Origin of the sequence: Qipengyuania thermophila (assembly GCF_004153605.1) — a bacterium.
In the GTDB taxonomy this organism is placed as follows: Bacteria; Pseudomonadota; Alphaproteobacteria; order Sphingomonadales; family Sphingomonadaceae; genus Qipengyuania_B; species Qipengyuania_B thermophila.
The window spans coordinates 75322-92923 of the sequence record NZ_SDSI01000003.1 but is presented as its reverse complement, the minus strand read 5'-3'; the positions used below and the strand labels follow the sequence as shown (position 1 = coordinate 92923).

Genomic DNA, 17602 nt, shown 5'->3' with positions numbered 1-17602 from the left:
ACTATGAAAGCAGGCCGCGTCGCTCCGCGGCCCGCCTCTCGACGAGCGGGCGCCACCATGCCTCGTTGTCGAGATACCACCGCACCGTCTTGTTCAGCCCCGATTCGAAGGTCTCGGCCGGCGACCAGCCGAGCTCCCGGGTGATGCGTGACGCGTCGATGGCGTAGCGCTTGTCGTGCCCCGGACGGTCAGGCACGTGCGTGAGCTGTTCGGCGTAGGAGCGGCCGTCCTCGCGCGGCCGCAGCCGGTCGAGGATCGCGCAGACCGCCTGGCCGACCTCGATGTTCCGCTTCTCGCAATTGCCGCCGACATTGTAGGTGCGCCCGATGGCGCCGCGTTCGAACACCGCCTGCAGCGCCCGGACATGGTCATCGACGAACAGCCAGTCGCGCACCTGATCGCCTTTGCCGTAAATCGGCAACGACTCCCCGGCCAGGGCACGGACGATGAACAGCGGGATGAGCTTTTCCGGGAAGTGGTAGGGACCATAGTTGTTGGAGCAGTTGGTGATGATCACCGGCAGTCCGTAGGTGTGCCCCCATGCGGAAACGAGATGATCGGACCCGGCCTTGGACGCCGAATAGGGCGAACGCGGGTCGTAGCAGGTGTCTTCGGTGAACAGCCCGCTTTCCCCGAGCGACCCGTACACCTCGTCCGTCGAAATATGGTGGAACCGGAAGCGCGAGGCTGCCTCCTCGTCGAGCTGCGACCAGAAGTGCCTTGCCTCGGACAACATCACGAAGGTGCCGACGAGGTTGGTCTGCACGAACTGGCCCGGTCCGTCGATCGAGCGGTCGACGTGACTCTCGGCGGCCAGATGGGTGATGACGTCCGGGCGGAACTCGGCAATGGCGCTGCGCACCGCCTCGGCCGAGCAGATGTCGCCCTGCACGAAGCGGTACCGGTCCGAATGCGCCACTTCCTCGACCGTCGTGAGCGAGCCGGCATAGGTCAGCTTGTCGAAGTTGAGCACGTGATGGCCGGTGTGGCGGATGAGATGCCGCACGAGGGCCGAGCCGATGAATCCGGCGCCGCCGGTGACGAAAATGCGCATGGGAAGTTCAGTCCTGCTGGACAAGAGTGAGTGGACCGCCGCCATAGGTGAACGGGCTATCGAAATCGGCAAGCACCGGCAGGCGGGCGTCCTTGTCGCTCACCGTCGGCATGACGTCCGGCGGCAGCGGCCAGGCGATGCCCGCCGAGTCCCACCGCACGCCGGCGTCGTGTGCCGGCGCGAAGGTGTCGGACACCTTGTAGAGAACCTCACAGTCCGGCTCGAGGGTCAGGAACCCGTGCGCGAAGCCTTCCGGCACGAACAGCTGCTTGCCGTTGTCCGCCGAAAGTTCCGCGCCGACCCACTGGCCAAAGGTGGGCGAACCCGCTCTCACATCCACGACCGCGTCGAAGATCCGGCCGCGCACGCAACGGACCAGCTTGGCCTGCGCCCGGTCCGGCGTCTGGAAATGGAGCCCGCGCAAGGTAAACTGCGCGGCGGAATAGCTGTGATTGTCCTGCACGAACCGGCAGTCGACACCGTAATCGCGCCAGCGCTCCTCCACCCACACCTCGGACAGCCAGCCACGCGCATCGCCGTGACGAACAGGAGAAATGATGCGAACGGTGCCGGGCGACATTGGCGCGGCCATTAGCTATTCACGTCCGCCGGAACAACCGCTATTGCGCCGCGCTGCCAATCCGCATGCCTTCTGGAACGCTGTCCGGGTCATCGTGACTTTTTCGATTCTTTTCCTCGAGACGATCGGCGTTCGGCGGGCCTTGTCACCCCGCGAGGCCTCACCGGCGCCGCGCCCGGACCGGCTTCTTCCGAGATGACGGCTCTTCGCCCCCTGCGAGCGAGCTTCTGGACCCGCCTCCGCTTCCAGATCCCCGTGGGCGTGCTGCTCGCGGCGGTGCTGCCCTATCTCCTGCGGCTGGCCATCGATGCGGAACCCGGCGACATCGGCGTTCTGAACAACACCCTCGCCGGCACCATGGTGGCGATCGTGCTCGGCGCGTGGCTGATGCGCAATGTGGCCACCTATCCCGGCTCGGAGGCGCTCGCCTACACGTTGCCGGCCTTCGGGGCTGCCTTTGGCGCGCTCCTGATCGTCTACGTCTTCGGGCGCATTCCCTACAACCGGGTCAACCTTTCGGCCGGCTTTGCCATTTCCCTGCTGTGGTTCTTCATCATGGCCGTGCTGGCGCAGCGCCGGCAGCGGCTGACGATCGGCGTTCTCCCCTTCGGGCAGGTCGGGCAGCTGCACGACATCCCGAACGTGTCATGGCGCATGCTGACCTCGCCCGACGACGACATCAGCGACCTCGACGCCATCGCGGCCGATCTGCGGATCGATCTGCCGAGCGAATGGGACCGCCGCCTGGCCGACTATGCCCTGAACAGGGTGTCGGTCTTCCATGTGAAGCATCTGATTGAATCGCTGACCGGCCGGGTGGAACTCGAGCACCTGTCGGAGAACAGCTTCGGCTCGCTCGCCCCGCGGCAGGATTACATGGTCTTCAAGGCTGTGCTGGACTGGCTCGCGGCGGCGGTTCTCGGGCTCCTGCTTCTCCCTCTGCTGCTCCTCGTCGGTCTGCTCGTGCGGCTCACGTCGGACGGCCCTGCCCTGTTCCGCCAGCAGCGGATCGGTTACCAAGGCCGCCCGTTCTGGGTCTACAAGTTCAGGACCATGCGGGTCGCGGACGGCGATGACCGCGACGAGCGGGATCTTGCCATCACCCGTGACAGGGACCACCGGATCACCCCGCTCGGCCGGTTCCTGCGCAAATCGCGCATCGACGAGCTGCCGCAGCTGATCAACGTGCTGCGCGGGGAGATGAGCCTGATCGGACCCCGGCCCGAAGCCGTGGTGCTGTCCCGGTGGTACGAGAAGGAAATCCCGTTCTACCGCTACCGTCACATCGTGCGGCCCGGCATTGCAGGCTGGGCACAGGTCTGCCAAGGGCACGTCGCCGATGTGGACGCGGTGCGGAGCAAGCTGCATTACGATTTCTACTACATCAAGCAGTACTCTCCGTGGATCGATCTGCTCATTGTGGTGCGGACCATACGCACTATGGTGACCGGCTTCGGAGCGCGATGAGGATCGCCGGCCCACCAGTCACCCTTGCGACGAGAGTTCTTCCGACATGCCAGCCTTCGTCCACCCGTCCGCAGAGGTCCAGAGCCCGTCCGTGGGTGACGGCACGCGGGTGTGGCAGTTCTGCGTAATCATGGCCGGGGCGCGGATCGGGCGCGACTGCAACATCTGCGCCCACGTCCTGATCGAGAACGACGTCGTTGTCGGCGACAACGTGACCGTGAAGAGCGGGGTGCAGCTCTGGGACGGGATCACCCTCGAAGACGATGTCTTCGTCGGACCGAATGCGACGTTCACGAACGACCTGCGCCCCCGCTCCAAGGCCTATCCCGAACGCTTCGCGCGCACGGTGGTGAAGCGCGGGGCCTCCATCGGCGCCAACGCCACGATCCTTCCCGGGATCACCATCGGCGAGCGGGCGATGGTCGGCGCCGGCGCGGTGGTCACACGGTCCGTCCCCGCCTTCGCGACCGTGGTGGGCAATCCGGCCCGTATTGTCAGGCGTGACAGAGCATGACACCTCTCCTGCATCTCTGCACGATCATCGAGCTTCCCAAAATCGCGGATGCACGCGGTAATCTTACCTTTGTCGAAGGTGTGCGGCATCTGCCGTTCGAGATTTCGAGGATTTACTACCTGTACGATGTTCCTGCCGGGGCAGAACGGGGCGGTCACGCCCACAAGGATTTGCGCCAGCTCATCATTTCGGTTGCTGGCAGTTTCGATGTCGGGCTGGACGATGGTTTGCGAAAGACGACCTTTCACCTCAATCGGCCGTACCAGGGGCTTCTCATCTGCCCGATGATCTGGCGTGAGCTTGGCAACTTCAGCTCCGGTTCCGTGTGCCTCGTTCTCGCATCGAATGCATTCGACGAGGCGGATTATTACAGAGACTACGACCAGTACATAGAGGCTCGCCAGAACAATCGGCATTTCAACGGTGAATGAATGAGGGTTCCTTTTCTTGATCTTGCAGCGGTGGATGACGCCACGCGCCGTGACCTTCTCGCCGCCGCGGAACGCGTCGTGTCCCGGGGGTGGTTCATCCTCGGAAAAGAGGTCGAGGAGTTCGAAAGGCTTTTTGCGGAATATTGCGGCGCTCCGTCTGCTGTCGGAGTGGGCAACGGCTTGGACGCGCTTTCGCTGGCACTCACCGCGGCGAGTGTGGGGCCGGGCGACGAGGTCATCGTTCCAAGCAACACGTTCATCGCCACATGGCTAGCCGTCACCCACGTCGGCGCAACAATCGTTCCGGTGGAGCCGTGCGAGGAGACCTACAACCTGGACCCGGCTCGTGTCGAAATGGCCATCACGCCCGCGACACGGGCTCTGATCGCGGTGCATCTGTATGGTCAACCGGCAGACCTTGATCCTCTTCGGTCCTTGGCCGAGCGCCATGGCCTTGCCTTGATTGAGGATGCAGCCCAGGCTCACGGTGCGCGGTACAAAGGCAGGCGCATCGGCAGCGACCCTGGGTCCGTGGCGGCATGGAGTTTTTACCCCGGCAAGAACCTTGGGGCGCTCGGTGACGGGGGAGCGGTCACATGCAGCAAAGAGCATGCACAAAACATCAGCATGCTCCGCAATTACGGGTCACACCGCAAGTATTGTCATGAAGCGATTGGCGTCAACAGTCGATTGGACGAAATCCAGGCAGCCTTCCTGATCGTCAAATTGACTAGACTGGATCGTGACAATGCCCGTAGGCGCGACGTCGCCGCATACTATAATTCGGAACTGCCACATACCGATCTTCTCACGCCGATGGTGCCGACATGGGCTGAACCCGTCTGGCACCTTTATGTCATCAGGCACCCCGAGCGGGACAGGTTGGCGGCACACCTGAAGGCCCATGGCGTCGAGACTGGTGTGCACTACCCCGTGCCGCCGCATCTCCAGCCCGCCTACCGGCACCTTGGCTGGCAGTCAGGAGCGTTCCCGTTGAGCGAGACGCTTCACCAACAGGTGCTGAGCCTGCCAATCAGTCCCTTCATGAGCGAGGCCGATGTCGACCACGTCGTGAAGACGATCCGCAAATTCTAAGACGTTGCGCACATGACCCTGATCCGCACCAGTGCTCTCAACGGCGCCGCTGTCGCGATCAGAATGGGCACAGCGCTCCTGCTGAACAAGATACTCGCCGTCTATGTCGGACCAGCGGGCTATGCGGTGATCGGCCAGTTCCAGAATCTGATCTCGATGGCGAATACCTTCGCAACCGCCGCGACCGGAACGGGAGTGACGAAGTTTACCGCGCAGTTCTTCGATTCAGAACACGAACAGAGGGCTGTCTGGCGGACCGCAGCGATCATGACGCTCGGCGCCACACTTGCGACAGCAATAGTCCTGATCTTCTCCCGTCATTGGCTCGCTCAGGAACTTCTGCACAGCGAGGATTTTTCCAGCATTTTTCTGTGGCTTGCCGCAGGCTTGTTCTTCCTGAGCTTCAATGCCCTCCTGCTGTCCATCCTCAACGGCAGAAAGGAGGTCCGCCGGTACGTGGTCAGCAACATCGCTGGCTCGATCCTTGGATTGTGCCTGACCGGCGCGCTTGCCTACACGAACGGTCTTTATGGTGCGCTGATCGCCCTGAGCATCAATCAAGCGGTCGTCATCATCGTCACTCTGCAACAGATTTCGACAACGTCCTGGTTCAGATGGACCGATCTGTTCGGCCCGTTCAGCGTCACGCACTTTCGCGGATTGCTCGGGTTTGTGGCGATGGCTGGGACGACGGCTGTCGTGACGCCGATCAGCCACATCGCCATTCGCAATTACCTGGGTCAGGAATTCGGCCTGGACTACGCCGGCTTCTGGGATGCGGTGAACCGGATCAGCACCATCTATCTCTCCTTCATCACGGCCACTCTTACTTTATACTATCTTCCCCGTTTGGCCGAAATCAGACTTGCAGACGAACTCAGAACAGAGATCCTCAAGACCTTCAGCATCGTCGTCCCGGCGTCGGCAGTACTTTCGGCAGCAATCTTCCTGTCGCGTGACATGATCATCTCCGTTCTGTTCACGGATCAGTTTGCTCCCATGCGTCAACTGTTTGCGTGGCAAACAGCCGGCGATGTCGTCAAGATCGCGAGCTGGGTCATTTCGTTCGTCATGCTTGGTCGCGGAATGGTGAAGACCTTCATCGTAACGGAGACACTGTTTGCCATTGCCCTCTGGATGCTGACTGTCGCTCTGACGGGTATTATGGGATTTGAGGGCGCATCGGCGGCATATCTGATCAGCTACATCCTGTATCTTGGGGCAATGTGGTACATCGTGCTTGTCCGATATTCCGGCTCACAAACGCGGCTGAGCAACGTATGACAGCGAACGGACAAAGCGGGCAGGATTCACCTCGTTCTCCGCAACCAGCCCGGATGGTGGGAGAAGATCAAGATCAGCGCATTCTGACGCTTGTTTTGTGCTCGTACAATCATTTGGAATACGTTAACGAACTTCTTCAATCGATTGAGAACAGCAATTACCTGCATCTGATTTCACTCATCATTGTTGACGATGGATCTCGCGACGGATCGGATGAGTTTTTCTTGCAACGAACATTTGACCCGCGATTGTTCGTTCGCATCTTTACTAAAGCCAATGCCGGCTTGACCGACTCTCTGGCACTTGGTCTGAAGCAGACGCGAACCGACTATGTCGCGTTCATCGCGTCTGACGACTGCTATGTGCCTTCCGGTCTCGACGAGTGCATTCGGCGGCTGGTGGCGCAGCCTGCAAATGACCTGTGCTGGATATGCCAGGCGGCATATATGGAGGAACGCGACGGGCAACCTGTCTATGGCCGAGAGACGGCTGACCTGATCGGATCAGAGCCGCAGGAGCGCTTGCGTCTGCTGAGCCTCTCGTTTCCCAAGCCTCTTCTGCTGCAGTCGACCGTTTTTGGCGCAAACCTGCTGCGGAGCGCTGGAGCATGGGGCGATCAGAACGTTCTCGACGACTGGCCAACCTTTCTGCGGATCGCCGAGCGCGCGACAAGGCACCACGTCAAAATGGAGTTCATTGATGACATAGTGTTGTGTCGGTATCGACTCCACGCGGGAGGCGTTCATCGGAATACCGACCGGCAGCTCAAGATATGTCTGCAAGTGGTCGACACGCTCGTGCAGCCTCCGCTACGACGCCGCGCGCGGGCGAACGTGTACACGGACATCGGCTTGATCCATCTAAATGAGAGACGTCCTGCACGGGCCGCGCGGTTGCTGCTGTCGGCCTTTGCGCACTATCCGAACCCGGCACTGGCGATCACACTCGCGAGGCGCCTGACGCGCGCAGTGCGCAAGCGGCTGAGCAAGACCGAGAGCCGGACACCACCATGTTGATGCTGCGCTCAGAACCCTTTCAACCCAAAGCCGAAGATCAGGTGCTCGACCGCACGGCGGTGATGGTCAGGCGCCTGGTTCTCGCCGCGCTGGCAGTCGTTCTCGCCCTTGCCGCAGGCAACCGCTGGCTGGGCTGGGGGCGTGACTACGAGGAGTATTACGCCGCCTACAACCTGATCTCGCCGTCCTTCCTCTACGGCGCATCCCGCTTCGAGCTGGGTTACGAGATCGCCGCCTGGGTTTTCGCCGTGCCGCTTTCGGCAAGCTTTCCCACCTTCTACACGGTGACCGCCTTCGTGGCCCTCGCAATCAAGTTCGCCTTGTTCGAGCGCTACCTCCGCTATCCCCTGCTCGCCGCCCTGATCTACATCCTGCTGTTCTACCCGATCCTCGAATACACGCAGATCCGGGCGTCGCTCGCGATCGCTCTCGGCTACGCCAGCATCCACTTCGTCTGGCAGAGGCGGTTCGTGGTGGCGGTCCTGCTGGCGGTGGCGGCGTTCTTTTTCCACTCCAGCACGGTGATCCTCACCTCGCTCGGCCTGGCCCTGATGCTCCTGCCCGGCCGCGTTGCCCTGATCGGCGCGGCGGCGATCGGCGGGGTTCTCCTGCTGGCCTACAGCATCGGCGGACAGGATCTGGCGCAGCTCTTCGCGCAGTTCAATCCGCTCGTGTTCAGCTACATCGACAACGCCAATGCATCCGAAAGCATCAACGCCTTCTCGGTGTCGAACATTCTCTTCATGCTCACCATCGCGGCCGGCTTCTACTTCCGTGTGCCGCAATCGGGAGCGTATGGCCGGACCTTCCTGCTCCTGTCGATCGGCGGCATCGCCGCGCTGTTCGTGTTCAGGGACTCGCCGGTCATTGCGCTCCGCTTCAGCGAGCTGCTGCTGTTCTCGACGCTGTTCTATGCGCTTCGCCCGACCACGCCGCTGATGGCGCTGGTGATGCCAAGCCTGCTGCTGGTGAACGGGTTGTGGTTCACCTACCGCGCCACGGTCGAAGGAACGCTCGGGTCATGAGCGCGCGGGCGGACATCGTGATCGTGAACTGGAACTCCGGACACCTGCTGGCGGAGTGCCTCGCCTCGATCAGGACCAACCGTGAAGGCGTGGACCGGGTGATCGTCGTCGACAACGGGTCGACCGACGGATCGTTAGCTCCCGAGAGCCATGCGGAAGACTGGATCGAGTTCGACGCCGCCGGCGAGAATCTCGGCTTCGCCGCAGCCTGCAACCGCGGCGCCGCGCGGTGCACGGCGCCCTTCATCCTGTTCCTCAATCCGGACGCGCAGCTGATTGCCGGCGGCCTGCCCGAGGCGCTGCGCTTCATGACCTCGCCCGAAGGTGCGCGGGTAGGCATCTGCGGCGTGCGCCTGCTGGGCAGAACCGGCGCGGTCGAGCGCCACTGCGCCAACTTCACCGACCCGTCGACCTATGTGGGTCAGGCGCTCGGCCTGGCGGACCGGCTGCCGCGCGTGTTCACGCCCCATTTCATGCGCAGCTTCGATCATCTGGAGAGCCGGGTGGTCGACCAGGTGATCGGCGCCTTCTTCCTGGTCAGGCGGCCGCTCTTCGAGCAGCTGAACGGGTTCGACGAACGCTACTTCGTCTATTTCGAAGAGGTGGATTTCGCCCTCAGAGCCAAACAGGCGGGTTGGGACACCTTCTACCTGGCCAGCGCCACGGGCTATCACTACGGCGGCGGGACATCCGAGAAGGTCAAGGCGCGGCGCCTGTTCTATTCCCTTCGCAGCCGGCTGATCTATGCACGCCGCCACTTTTCGCCGGCCGGCTTCGTGGTGACCGCGGCAGCCACGCTCGCGGTCGAGCCGGTCTCCCGCCTCGCCCAGGCGGTGCTGCGGCGCTCGCTTGACGATGCCGGCGCCGTTCTCAGTGCCTACAGGATGCTGCTGGCCGACATGGCCGGCCGGCGAACGAAAGGCGGGCGGTAAGCCTCGTCATGCGTGTTCTGGCACTGACGAAATACAGCGCCCGCGCGGCGAGCACGCGGCAGCGGCTGCTGCAGTTCGCGCCCCATCTCCGCCAGCATGGTGTCGAGATCGAGGTGCGTCCGCTGCTCGACGACCGCTACATGGAACGACTGGCCGTGGATGAACCGCATCCGCGGCTGGAAATCGCTGCCGCCTATGCCAGACGCCTGCGCGATGTTGCCGCCGCAGGCGCCTTCGACGTGTTGTGGGTCCAGTACGAGCTGTTCCCCTTCCTGCCGGTGATCGACGGCATCCTCGCCCGGCTCGTCAGGATCCCCATCGTCTACGACATCGATGACGCCATCTTCCACATGTACGACAGCGCCGGCTCGGCTGCGGTCCGGCACCTGCTCGGCGGCAAGCTCGTTCCGTTGATGCGCCGCGCCGCCGTCTGTCTGTGCGGCAACGCTTATCTTGCCAGCTATGTGGCGCAGGCCGGGGGCCATGCCGAGGTCGTCCCGACAGTGGTCGACACCGATGCGTATGTTCCGCGGCTGCGCGACGATGCGCCGCCGGTGGTCGGGTGGATCGGCTCGCCCAGCACCTGGCGCTATGTCGAACCGGTGCTTCCCGACATCCTGCCGGTGGTTCGCAACCACGGCGCCCTCTTCCGGGCGGTGGGCGCCGCCCCCCGCGCGGCGATCGTCCCCGGCGTCACCGCGGTGGCCTGGTCGGAGGAGCAGGAAATCGCCGAAGTGCAGGCAATGGACATCGGCATCATGCCTCTGCCCGACGAGCCGTGGGCGCGCGGGAAGTGCGGCTACAAGCTCATCCAGTACATGGCCTGCGGAGCCGCCACGGTGGCGTCTCCGGTCGGCGTCAACGTCGATCTCGTCGCGGACGGCAAGGAAGGCTTCGTCGCGCAGACCGGCGCCCAGTGGGCCTCGGCGCTGGACCGCCTGTTGAGCGACAGGGGATTGCGGTCAGCCATGGGCGCCGCCGGGCGCGAGAAGGTGGTGCGTTCCTATTCCCTTGCCTCGCAGGCCCCGCGCGTGGCCGCCGCGCTGAAGCAGGCGGCGGAGTCGCGGCATGGGTGACAATCAGAGACGGCCCGGCGTTCTGCAGGGCGAGAGCCGGTCGATCGCGCTGATCACCAGCGGCGCGGGTTCACTGGCGAACTTTCGCGGACCGCTGATCCGGCGTTTCGTGGAACGCGGATGCCGCGTGTATGCCCTCGCCCCGGATCACGACGCCACGACCCGCGCCCAAGTCCGGGCGCTCGGCGCGGAGCCGATCGACATTTCGCTCGAGCGGACCGGATTGCGGCCGGCGCGCGACATGGTCGACATGCTGAGGCTGGTCGCCACTTTGCGGCGACTGCGTCCAGACATGACCTTTGCCTATTTCATCAAGCCGGTGATCTATGGCACCCTCGCGGCGACGCTGGCAGGCGTGCCGCGCCGCTTTGCCATGGTTGCCGGACTCGGATACGTCTTCACCTCCGACGGGTCGGCTGACACGCTCAAGCGACGCGCGCTGCGGATGGCGGCCACGCGGCTCTACAGCATCGCCTTCCGGCTCTGCCACAGGGTGTTCCTCCAGAATGAGGACGACGCCGCCGTGCTGTGCGGGGGCGGAGTGCTGCCGCGCGCGAAGCTGGCGATGGTCCGGGGATCGGGTGTCGATCTGGCGCACTTTCCGCCGGCCGATCCGGTGACGGCGCCCGTCACCTTCATTCTTGTCGCCCGGCTGCTGCGGGAAAAGGGCATCGTGGAGTATGCCGAGGCAGCACGGCGGATCAAGGCGACCAATCCCGACACGGTCTTCCTCCTTGCCGGAGGCCTCGACACCAATCCGGGCGCGCTGTCCCGCGAGGTGGTGGCGTCCTGGGTTGCGGAAGGCGTCATCGAGTGGCCCGGGCAGGTCGCCGACATCCGCCCTTGGCTCGCGCGCAGCAGCGTGTTCGTGCTGCCCTCCTACCGCGAAGGCAAGCCTCGCAGCACACAGGAAGCGATGGCCATGGCGCGTCCGGTCATCACGACGGATGCGCCGGGATGCCGTGACACCGTCGAGGAAGGCGTGAACGGCTACATGGTGCCGGTCCGCGACCCCCGCGCGCTGGAGGCTGCCATGCGGCGCTTCCTCGAGAACCCGGACCTGATCGCGCGCATGGGCCGCGAAAGCCGCGCCCTCGCCGAGGAGCGGTTCGACGTGCACCGCATCAATGACGGAATGCTGAAGGTCATGGGCTTCGGCTGATTTGTGTGATCCACGCCGCCTTTTCGTTTCCCTCGCTTCTGCCTGGGGGACGATGGTGCTAGGAGCAGCATTCCTGCCGCAAGCACGGGAACGCCCTCGGTTTCTACAGCGACGCAACTGCTGTTCCTCGAACTCAACGAGATCAACTTCGCATTTCTCGAGCATGACATCGCCCGCGGCGAGCGGCCGAACTTCGGCGAAGTCTTGGCGCGTCACGACTTAGGAAACCGAGTCGAAGCGGGGGTACGAGGAGCTTGAGCCGTGGATCCAGTGGGTCACTGCCCGCACCGGACTGACCTACCCGGAGCACGGCATGTTCCGGCTCGGCGACATCGTGCGAACGGATCTGGACCAGATCTGGGAAAGCCACGAGCGGGCCGGACTGAAGGTGGGCGCCGTCAGTCCAATGAACGCGAAGTGCCGTCTCCGCGCGCCGGCGTTCTTCATCCCCGATCCGTGGACGGACACGGGCGTGCATGCCGGTCCGGTCGACAGGCGCTTCTTCGAAGCGGTCCGGCAGGCGGTGAACGACAACGCGTCCGGCGGCCTCAGCAAGAGTTCAGCCTTCGACTTCCTCGTCGGCGGACTGCAGAACGCCTCGCCGCTGAACTATGCGCGCTACGCGACACTGGTGGCTGGCGCCCGCGCGAAGCCATGGTTCAAGGCGCTGTTCCTGGACCAAGTGCTGACGGACATGTTCATCCGTCTGGTCCGCAGCCACAAGCCGGATTTCGCGTCGCTCTTCCTCAACGCGGGCGCCCATATCCAGCACCACTACATGTTCAACTCGTCCGCCTATGACGGGTCGCACCGCAATCCGGACTGGTACGTCAAACCGGGCAGCGATCCCGTGCTGGATGTCTACCGGCTCTATGACCGCATTCTCGGTCAGGTGCGCCGCGCCTTTCCCCGGGCGCGGATCATGATGGCCACCGGCCTGCACCAGGTTCCCTACGGGCGCACAGCCTTCTACTGGCGGCTGGTCAAGCATGCGGAGTTCCTCACTCTGCTTGGCGTCCCGTTCCGCTCCGTGGAGCCGCGCATGTCGCGCGATCTGCTCGTGTGCTGCGCCTCGCGCGAAGAGGCAGCGGAGGCGGAGCGCCGCTTGCTGATGGCCCGCGCGGATGACGGTGTTCCGCTGTTCACGGTGGACAACCGCGGCACCGATCTCTTCGTCATGCTGACCTACCCGAATGACATTCCAGCCGGACTGGGTGTGACGGTCGGCAATGAAAGGATCGAGGATCTGCGCCGTCACGTCGCCTTCGTCGCGATCAAGAATGGCGAGCATGACGGCGTCGGCTATTTCACCGACAGCGGACAGGCGGCGGCGAAGGGGCGGCGCTTCCCCTTGGCCGAGATTCCCAACCGCATCCGCGCCGCCCTTGGGGTCGAGGCGCGCCTGTCCGCGGCCTAGAGCACGGTGCGGCTCAGGCCGCGGCCCGCAGGGCAAGGGTGCGCTGGTCCTGCTGTTCCTGCAGCCAGGCCTGGAACATCAGCACGCACCAGAGGCGGGTCAGCAGGTGCTTGTCACCGCGCAGGAACCGCTGCCAGGTCTGCGTGACCCGCCGGTCATCGAGAAAGCCCTGCGCGCGCATGGCCGCCGGGTCGAGCAACGCTTCGGCCCACGGCCGCAGCGGGCCTGACAGCCATGCGCCGATCGGCACCGCGAACCCTGCCTTCGGCCGGTCGATGAGCGCTGCGGGCACATAGCGGTAGAGCACCTGGCGCAGGATGTGCTTGCCCCGCCCGTCGCGGATCTTGGCCGACAGGGGCACGCGCCAGGCGAACTCCACCACCCGGTGATCGAGAAACGGGATCCGTCCCTCGAGGCTCACCGCCATCCCGGCACGGTCCACCTTCGCGAGAATGTCGTCGGGCAGGTAGGTTGTCGCGTCGAAATAGAGCATGGTGTTGCGGAAGTCCGCAAAGGCGGGGGCCGACGTCATCGCGCGACCGTCCGTGACGCCGAGCACCGGGTTCTGCTGCGCCGGCCATTGCGACACAAGCGCTGTGTAGAAATCCCCCGGCGCGCCGGCGGCGATCACGGCCCCGACCTTGGGCAGACGTTCGGCGAGGCCGGCAATCCGGCCGTCCATGCGAACCGCACGCGCCACACTGCTGACGGCGCGAGCCGTGAGCGGAGCCGCCAGGGCCGCGGAAATCCCGCGTCGCAGGATGAGCGGCAGATGCGCCGCCTGTTGCCAGATGCGCGCGCCAAGGACGTGCCTATTGTAGCCGGCGAACAGTTCGTCGCCGCCGTCGCCCGACAGGGCCACCGTCACCTTCTCGCGCGCCAGCGCGTTGACGAGGAACGTCGGCACCTGCGACGAATCGGCAAACGGTTCGTCCCAGATCGTCGGCAGGCGTGGCAGCACCTCCTGCGCCTGCCGAGGCGCGACCCGCAATTCGCAATGGTCGGTGCCAAGATGCCTCGCCACCGCCCGCGCATGGGCGGACTCGTCATAGCCGCGTTCGTCGAACCCGATCGAGAAGGTCTTCACCGGCCGGCTCGCCAGCGACTGCATGAGTGCCGTGACGAGGGAGGAGTCGACACCGCCGGAGAGAAACGCGCCGAGCGGCACGTCCGCCTCCATCCGCAAGCCGACCGCGTCGCGGAGCAGCGCGTCGAGGCGGTCCACCAGTTCGGGCGTATCGTCGAATGGCGCCGAGGCACCCTGCACCGCGATGGCCGCCAGATCCCAGTAACGCTCGACCCGTTCGGACCCGCACCGGTCCGGCTCCACCTCCGCCAGATGCGCCGGAGGAAGTTTGCGGATGCCCTTCCAGATGCTGAGCGGCGCCGGCACATAGCCGTAGCTCATGAAGGCGGCCAGGCTGTCGCGGTCCACCTCCGCGGCGAACTGCGGATGGGCCGCAATCGCCTTCAGCTCCGACGCGAAGAAGAAGGTGGAGTCCTGCCAGCCGTAGTAAAGCGGTTTCTCGCCAAGGCGGTCGCGGGCGAGCGTCAGCACGCCACTCCGGCGATCCCAGACGGCAAGCGCGAACATGCCGTTCGCCTGCTCGAGCGCCGTGCGCACGCCCCAGCGGTCCATGCATGCAAGGAGGACTTCCGTGTCCGAATGGCCGCGCCAGTCCGGCGCCTCGCCTTCGCGCTCGAGCCGGGCCCGCAGCTCGCGGTGGTTGTAGATCTCGCCGTTGAATACCAGCACCAGCCGGCCGCTTGGCGAGCGCATCGGCTGGTGCCCCGCCTCCGACAGATCAAGGATCGCCAAGCGGCGATGACCCAGCGCAACGCCGCGAGCCTCGTCGAGCCAGTGGCCGTCGCTGTCCGGTCCGCGATGCGCGATCCGTCCCGTCATGCGCCGCAGCGCCGTCATGGCATCCGGGCCAAGCGGACCAGCCGTCACGAATCCTGCTAATCCGCACATCCCGAGCGCCTCCAGTCAGGCCCGCCATAGATGCCGCCCGCTGCCACCGCAACGAAGGCGGGAGCGGCGGGGAGCATCGGCTCCGCCGGAGAGACCATGCCGCGCACGCGAAGTGGCGGCGCGGCCCGCTTTTCGACTGGCGAGCGCCCAAGCCTTCGCCTAGGCAGCCGCGGAACAGCGTGGGAGCGTGCGTGCATACCTTACCCGAGTGGCTGCAGGAGGATCCCGGTTTCACCGACCGGATCAAGGCCGAGCAGCGGACATGGCTTGTCACCGGCGCGGCCGGTTTCATCGGCTCCAACATCACCGGAACCCTGCTCGTCCTCGGCCAGCGTGTCCGGGGCCTCGACAACTTCGCCACCGGTCACCGGCGCAACCTCGAGGAGGTTCGCGCACAAGTCGGCGAGGACGCCTGGTCCCGTTTCGAGCTGATCGAAGGGGACATCCGCGATCCCGGCATCTGCCGCATGGCTTGCGAGGGCGTGCAGATCGTCCTGCACCAGGCCGCTCTGGGCTCTGTTCCGCGGTCGATCGAAGACCCGGTGACCACCAACGAGGTGAACGTGTCCGGGTTCGTCAACGTCTGCGACGCTGCGCGGCGTGGCGGCGACACGCGCGTCGTCTATGCCGCGTCCAGCTCCACTTACGGCGACGAACGCAGCCTGCCCAAGGTCGAGGACCGGATCGGGCGCCCCTTGTCACCCTATGCCGCCACCAAGGCGTTCAACGAGGTCTATGCCGACGTGTTCGGCCGAACCTATGGCGCACGCCTGATCGGCCTGCGGTACTTCAATGTCTTCGGGCCCCGCCAGGATCCGGAGGGAGCCTATGCTGCCGTGATCCCGTTGTGGATCAAGGCGATGCTGCAAGGCGACCCCCTGCGCATCAACGGGGATGGCGAGACAAGCCGCGACTTCTGCTTTGTCGACAACGCGGTGCAGGCGAACCTCCGCGCCGCGCTCGCCGCCGAGGAGGCGTGGGGGCAGGTCTACAACGTCGCCTTCGGGCAACGCACATCGCTGAACGCCCTGCAGCAGGCGATCGCCGCCGAACTGCGGCACCACGGTTTCGACAGCCGGGCGGATGTCGTCCACGGACCCGAGCGGCCCGGCGATGTCCGTCACAGCCTTGCGGACATCGGCAAGGCGCGCCGCCTGCTTGGCTATGCGCCGAGCCACGATCTGGTGCGCGGCCTCGGCAGCGCGATGCCCTGGTACATCAACTTCGTTCGGGATCGGAAGGCATGAAGAAGGCGGATGAGAAAATCGCGGTGATCGGGCTGGGCTATGTCGGCCTGCCGGTGGCCGTGGCGCTCGCCGGTCAGCACGAACACGTGATCGGTTTCGACATCTCCGCCCGCCGTGTCGAGGCGCTTCGCCGTGGCCACGACTGGACGGGCGAGATCGAGGACGCCGATCTTGCCGCAACCACTCTCCGCTTCACGGACGATCCTGACGAACTGGCCGACAGCACCTTCTTCATCGTCACGGTGCCGACCCCGATCGACGATCAGAACCGACCCGACCTCGGCCCGGTCCTCGCGGCCTGCGACACGCTTGGTCCCCGACTGTCGCCGGGCGCGGCGGTGGTGTTCGAATCAACCGTCTATCCCGGCGTCACGGACGATGTGTGCGCGCCGCGTCTCGAGGCGGCGTCGGGGCTGCGCCGGGGCGAGGACTTCTTCCTCGGCTATTCGCCGGAACGCATCAATCCGGGTGACAAGGAGCATCGCCTTGACACGATCGTGAAGATCATTGCCGCGGAAGACGCGCCCACCCTGGCCCGGCTCCGCTCGGTCTACGGCTCGGTCGTCGCCGCCGGCCTGCACGAGGCGCCGTCGATCAAGGTCGCCGAGGCGGCCAAGGTCATCGAGAACACCCAGCGCGATCTGAACATCGCGCTGATGAACGAATTGTCCATCATTCTCGACCGGCTGGGGATCAGCACGCGCGACGTGCTCGACGCGGCGGGGACGAAATGGAACTTCCTGCGGTTCTCGCCCGGTCTCGTCGGCGGACACTGCATCGGCGTCGATCCCTATTATCTCACCCATGCGAGCGAGAAGGCCGGCTACGACCCGGAGGTCATCCTTGCCGGACGGCGGATCAACAACAGCATGGGCAGACACATCGCCGCGAAAACCTTGAATCTGGTCGGGCAGACCGCCGCGACGCCGCGGATCGGCGTGCTGGGCCTGACGTTCAAGGAAAACGTGCCCGATCTGCGCAATTCGAAGGTGCCTGACGTGATCGCGGCGTTGATGGCGGGTGGCGCCGACGTTCTGGTGCACGACCCGCGCGCCGATGCCGAGGAAGCGATGGAGGAATACGGGATCCGCCTGCAGGAGGCGTCCGCTCTCACCGATCTGGACGCGCTGGTTCTCGCGGTGCCGCACGAGGAGTTCCGCGGCTGGGCCAACGATCTCGCGCGCGTCGTGCGGCCGCAGGGCGCGGTCATCGACGTGCGCTCGTTCATCGGCCGGGATCTCGTGCCTGAAGGCATGCGCTACTGGTCTCTCTGAGCCTCAGGCGGCCGGGTGCGCTGCGCTGGCCGCGCGTCACCCGGCTCGTGTCG

At 64.9% G+C, this 17602-nt stretch carries 16 protein-coding genes; 13 read left to right on the top strand and 3 right to left on the bottom strand.

The features are described from left to right. Position 1 precedes the first annotated feature (1 nt). Both rfbB and rfbC read right to left on the bottom strand, forming a co-directional pair. Complete coding sequence (rfbB, locus tag ETO60_RS08825) at positions 2–1054, bottom strand: dTDP-glucose 4,6-dehydratase (protein ID WP_130004845.1); 1053 nt, start codon at positions 1052–1054, stop codon at positions 2–4. A 7-nt stretch (positions 1055–1061) separates the two neighbouring features. Next, positions 1062–1634 (bottom strand): dTDP-4-dehydrorhamnose 3,5-epimerase, encoded by a 573-nt coding sequence (rfbC, locus tag ETO60_RS08820; RefSeq protein WP_130004843.1) that lies wholly within the window; start codon positions 1632–1634, stop codon positions 1062–1064. A 195-nt stretch (positions 1635–1829) separates the two neighbouring features. On the opposite strand from rfbC, the gene ETO60_RS08815 reads away from it, so the two are divergent. From ETO60_RS08815 to ETO60_RS08765, 11 genes are all read left to right on the top strand, one after another. Next, positions 1830–3101, top strand: a complete 1272-nt coding sequence (locus tag ETO60_RS08815) for a sugar transferase (protein WP_130004841.1) — start codon at positions 1830–1832, stop codon at positions 3099–3101. Positions 3102–3147: 46 nt separating this feature from the next. Continuing rightward, positions 3148–3615 (top strand): acyltransferase, encoded by a 468-nt coding sequence (locus ETO60_RS11510; RefSeq protein ID WP_130004839.1) that lies wholly within the window; start codon positions 3148–3150, stop codon positions 3613–3615. Beyond that, positions 3612–4046, top strand: a complete 435-nt coding sequence (locus ETO60_RS08805) for a sugar 3,4-ketoisomerase (protein ID WP_130004837.1) — start codon at positions 3612–3614, stop codon at positions 4044–4046. Before ETO60_RS11510 ends, ETO60_RS08805 begins: the two co-directional genes overlap by 4 nt. Continuing rightward, on the top strand, positions 4047–5141 hold the full coding sequence (locus tag ETO60_RS08800; protein ID WP_130004835.1) for a DegT/DnrJ/EryC1/StrS family aminotransferase: 1095 nt from the start codon (positions 4047–4049) through the stop codon (positions 5139–5141). Positions 5142–5153: 12 nt separating this feature from the next. Continuing rightward, complete coding sequence (locus ETO60_RS08795) at positions 5154–6425, top strand: O-antigen translocase (RefSeq protein ID WP_130004834.1); 1272 nt, start codon at positions 5154–5156, stop codon at positions 6423–6425. A gap of 53 nt (positions 6426–6478) precedes the next feature. Further along, a complete protein-coding gene (locus tag ETO60_RS08790) occupies positions 6479–7441 on the top strand; it encodes a glycosyltransferase family A protein (RefSeq protein ID WP_165362156.1) in 963 nt (320 codons plus the stop codon). After that, positions 7441–8466: an EpsG family protein gene (locus ETO60_RS08785; RefSeq protein ID WP_165362155.1), complete on the top strand. Its 1026-nt coding sequence runs from the start codon at positions 7441–7443 to the stop codon at positions 8464–8466. Before ETO60_RS08790 ends, ETO60_RS08785 begins: the two co-directional genes overlap by 1 nt. Then, positions 8463–9398 carry a glycosyltransferase family 2 protein gene (locus tag ETO60_RS08780; protein WP_130004828.1) on the top strand — a complete coding sequence of 312 codons (936 nt, stop codon included), beginning with the start codon at positions 8463–8465 and terminating at the stop codon, positions 9396–9398. The genes ETO60_RS08785 and ETO60_RS08780 overlap by 4 nt, the downstream gene beginning before the upstream one ends. An 8-nt stretch (positions 9399–9406) precedes the next feature. Continuing rightward, positions 9407–10474 (top strand): glycosyltransferase family 4 protein, encoded by a 1068-nt coding sequence (locus tag ETO60_RS08775; RefSeq protein WP_130004826.1) that lies wholly within the window; start codon positions 9407–9409, stop codon positions 10472–10474. Beyond that, a complete protein-coding gene (locus tag ETO60_RS08770; RefSeq protein WP_130004824.1) occupies positions 10467–11636 on the top strand; it encodes a glycosyltransferase family 4 protein in 1170 nt (389 codons plus the stop codon). Before ETO60_RS08775 ends, ETO60_RS08770 begins: the two co-directional genes overlap by 8 nt. 313 nt (positions 11637–11949) lie before the next feature. Then, positions 11950–13053, top strand: coding sequence for a hypothetical protein (locus ETO60_RS08765; RefSeq protein WP_130004823.1), 1104 nt, complete (start codon positions 11950–11952; stop codon positions 13051–13053). A 13-nt stretch (positions 13054–13066) separates the two neighbouring features. Here ETO60_RS08765 and asnB read toward each other — a convergent pair whose 3' ends face one another. Continuing rightward, positions 13067–15028, bottom strand: a complete 1962-nt coding sequence (gene asnB, locus ETO60_RS08760; RefSeq protein ID WP_130004821.1) for an asparagine synthase (glutamine-hydrolyzing) — start codon at positions 15026–15028, stop codon at positions 13067–13069. A 191-nt stretch (positions 15029–15219) separates the two neighbouring features. On the opposite strand from asnB, the gene ETO60_RS08755 reads away from it, so the two are divergent. After that, the gene (locus ETO60_RS08755) at positions 15220–16275 is read left to right on the top strand and encodes an SDR family oxidoreductase (protein WP_234026408.1); all 1056 of its coding nucleotides are present in this window, start codon (positions 15220–15222) and stop codon (positions 16273–16275) included. After that, positions 16272–17549 carry a nucleotide sugar dehydrogenase gene (locus ETO60_RS08750; RefSeq protein ID WP_130004819.1) on the top strand — a complete coding sequence of 426 codons (1278 nt, stop codon included), beginning with the start codon at positions 16272–16274 and terminating at the stop codon, positions 17547–17549. Before ETO60_RS08755 ends, ETO60_RS08750 begins: the two co-directional genes overlap by 4 nt. Positions 17550–17602: the final 53 nt, after the last annotated feature.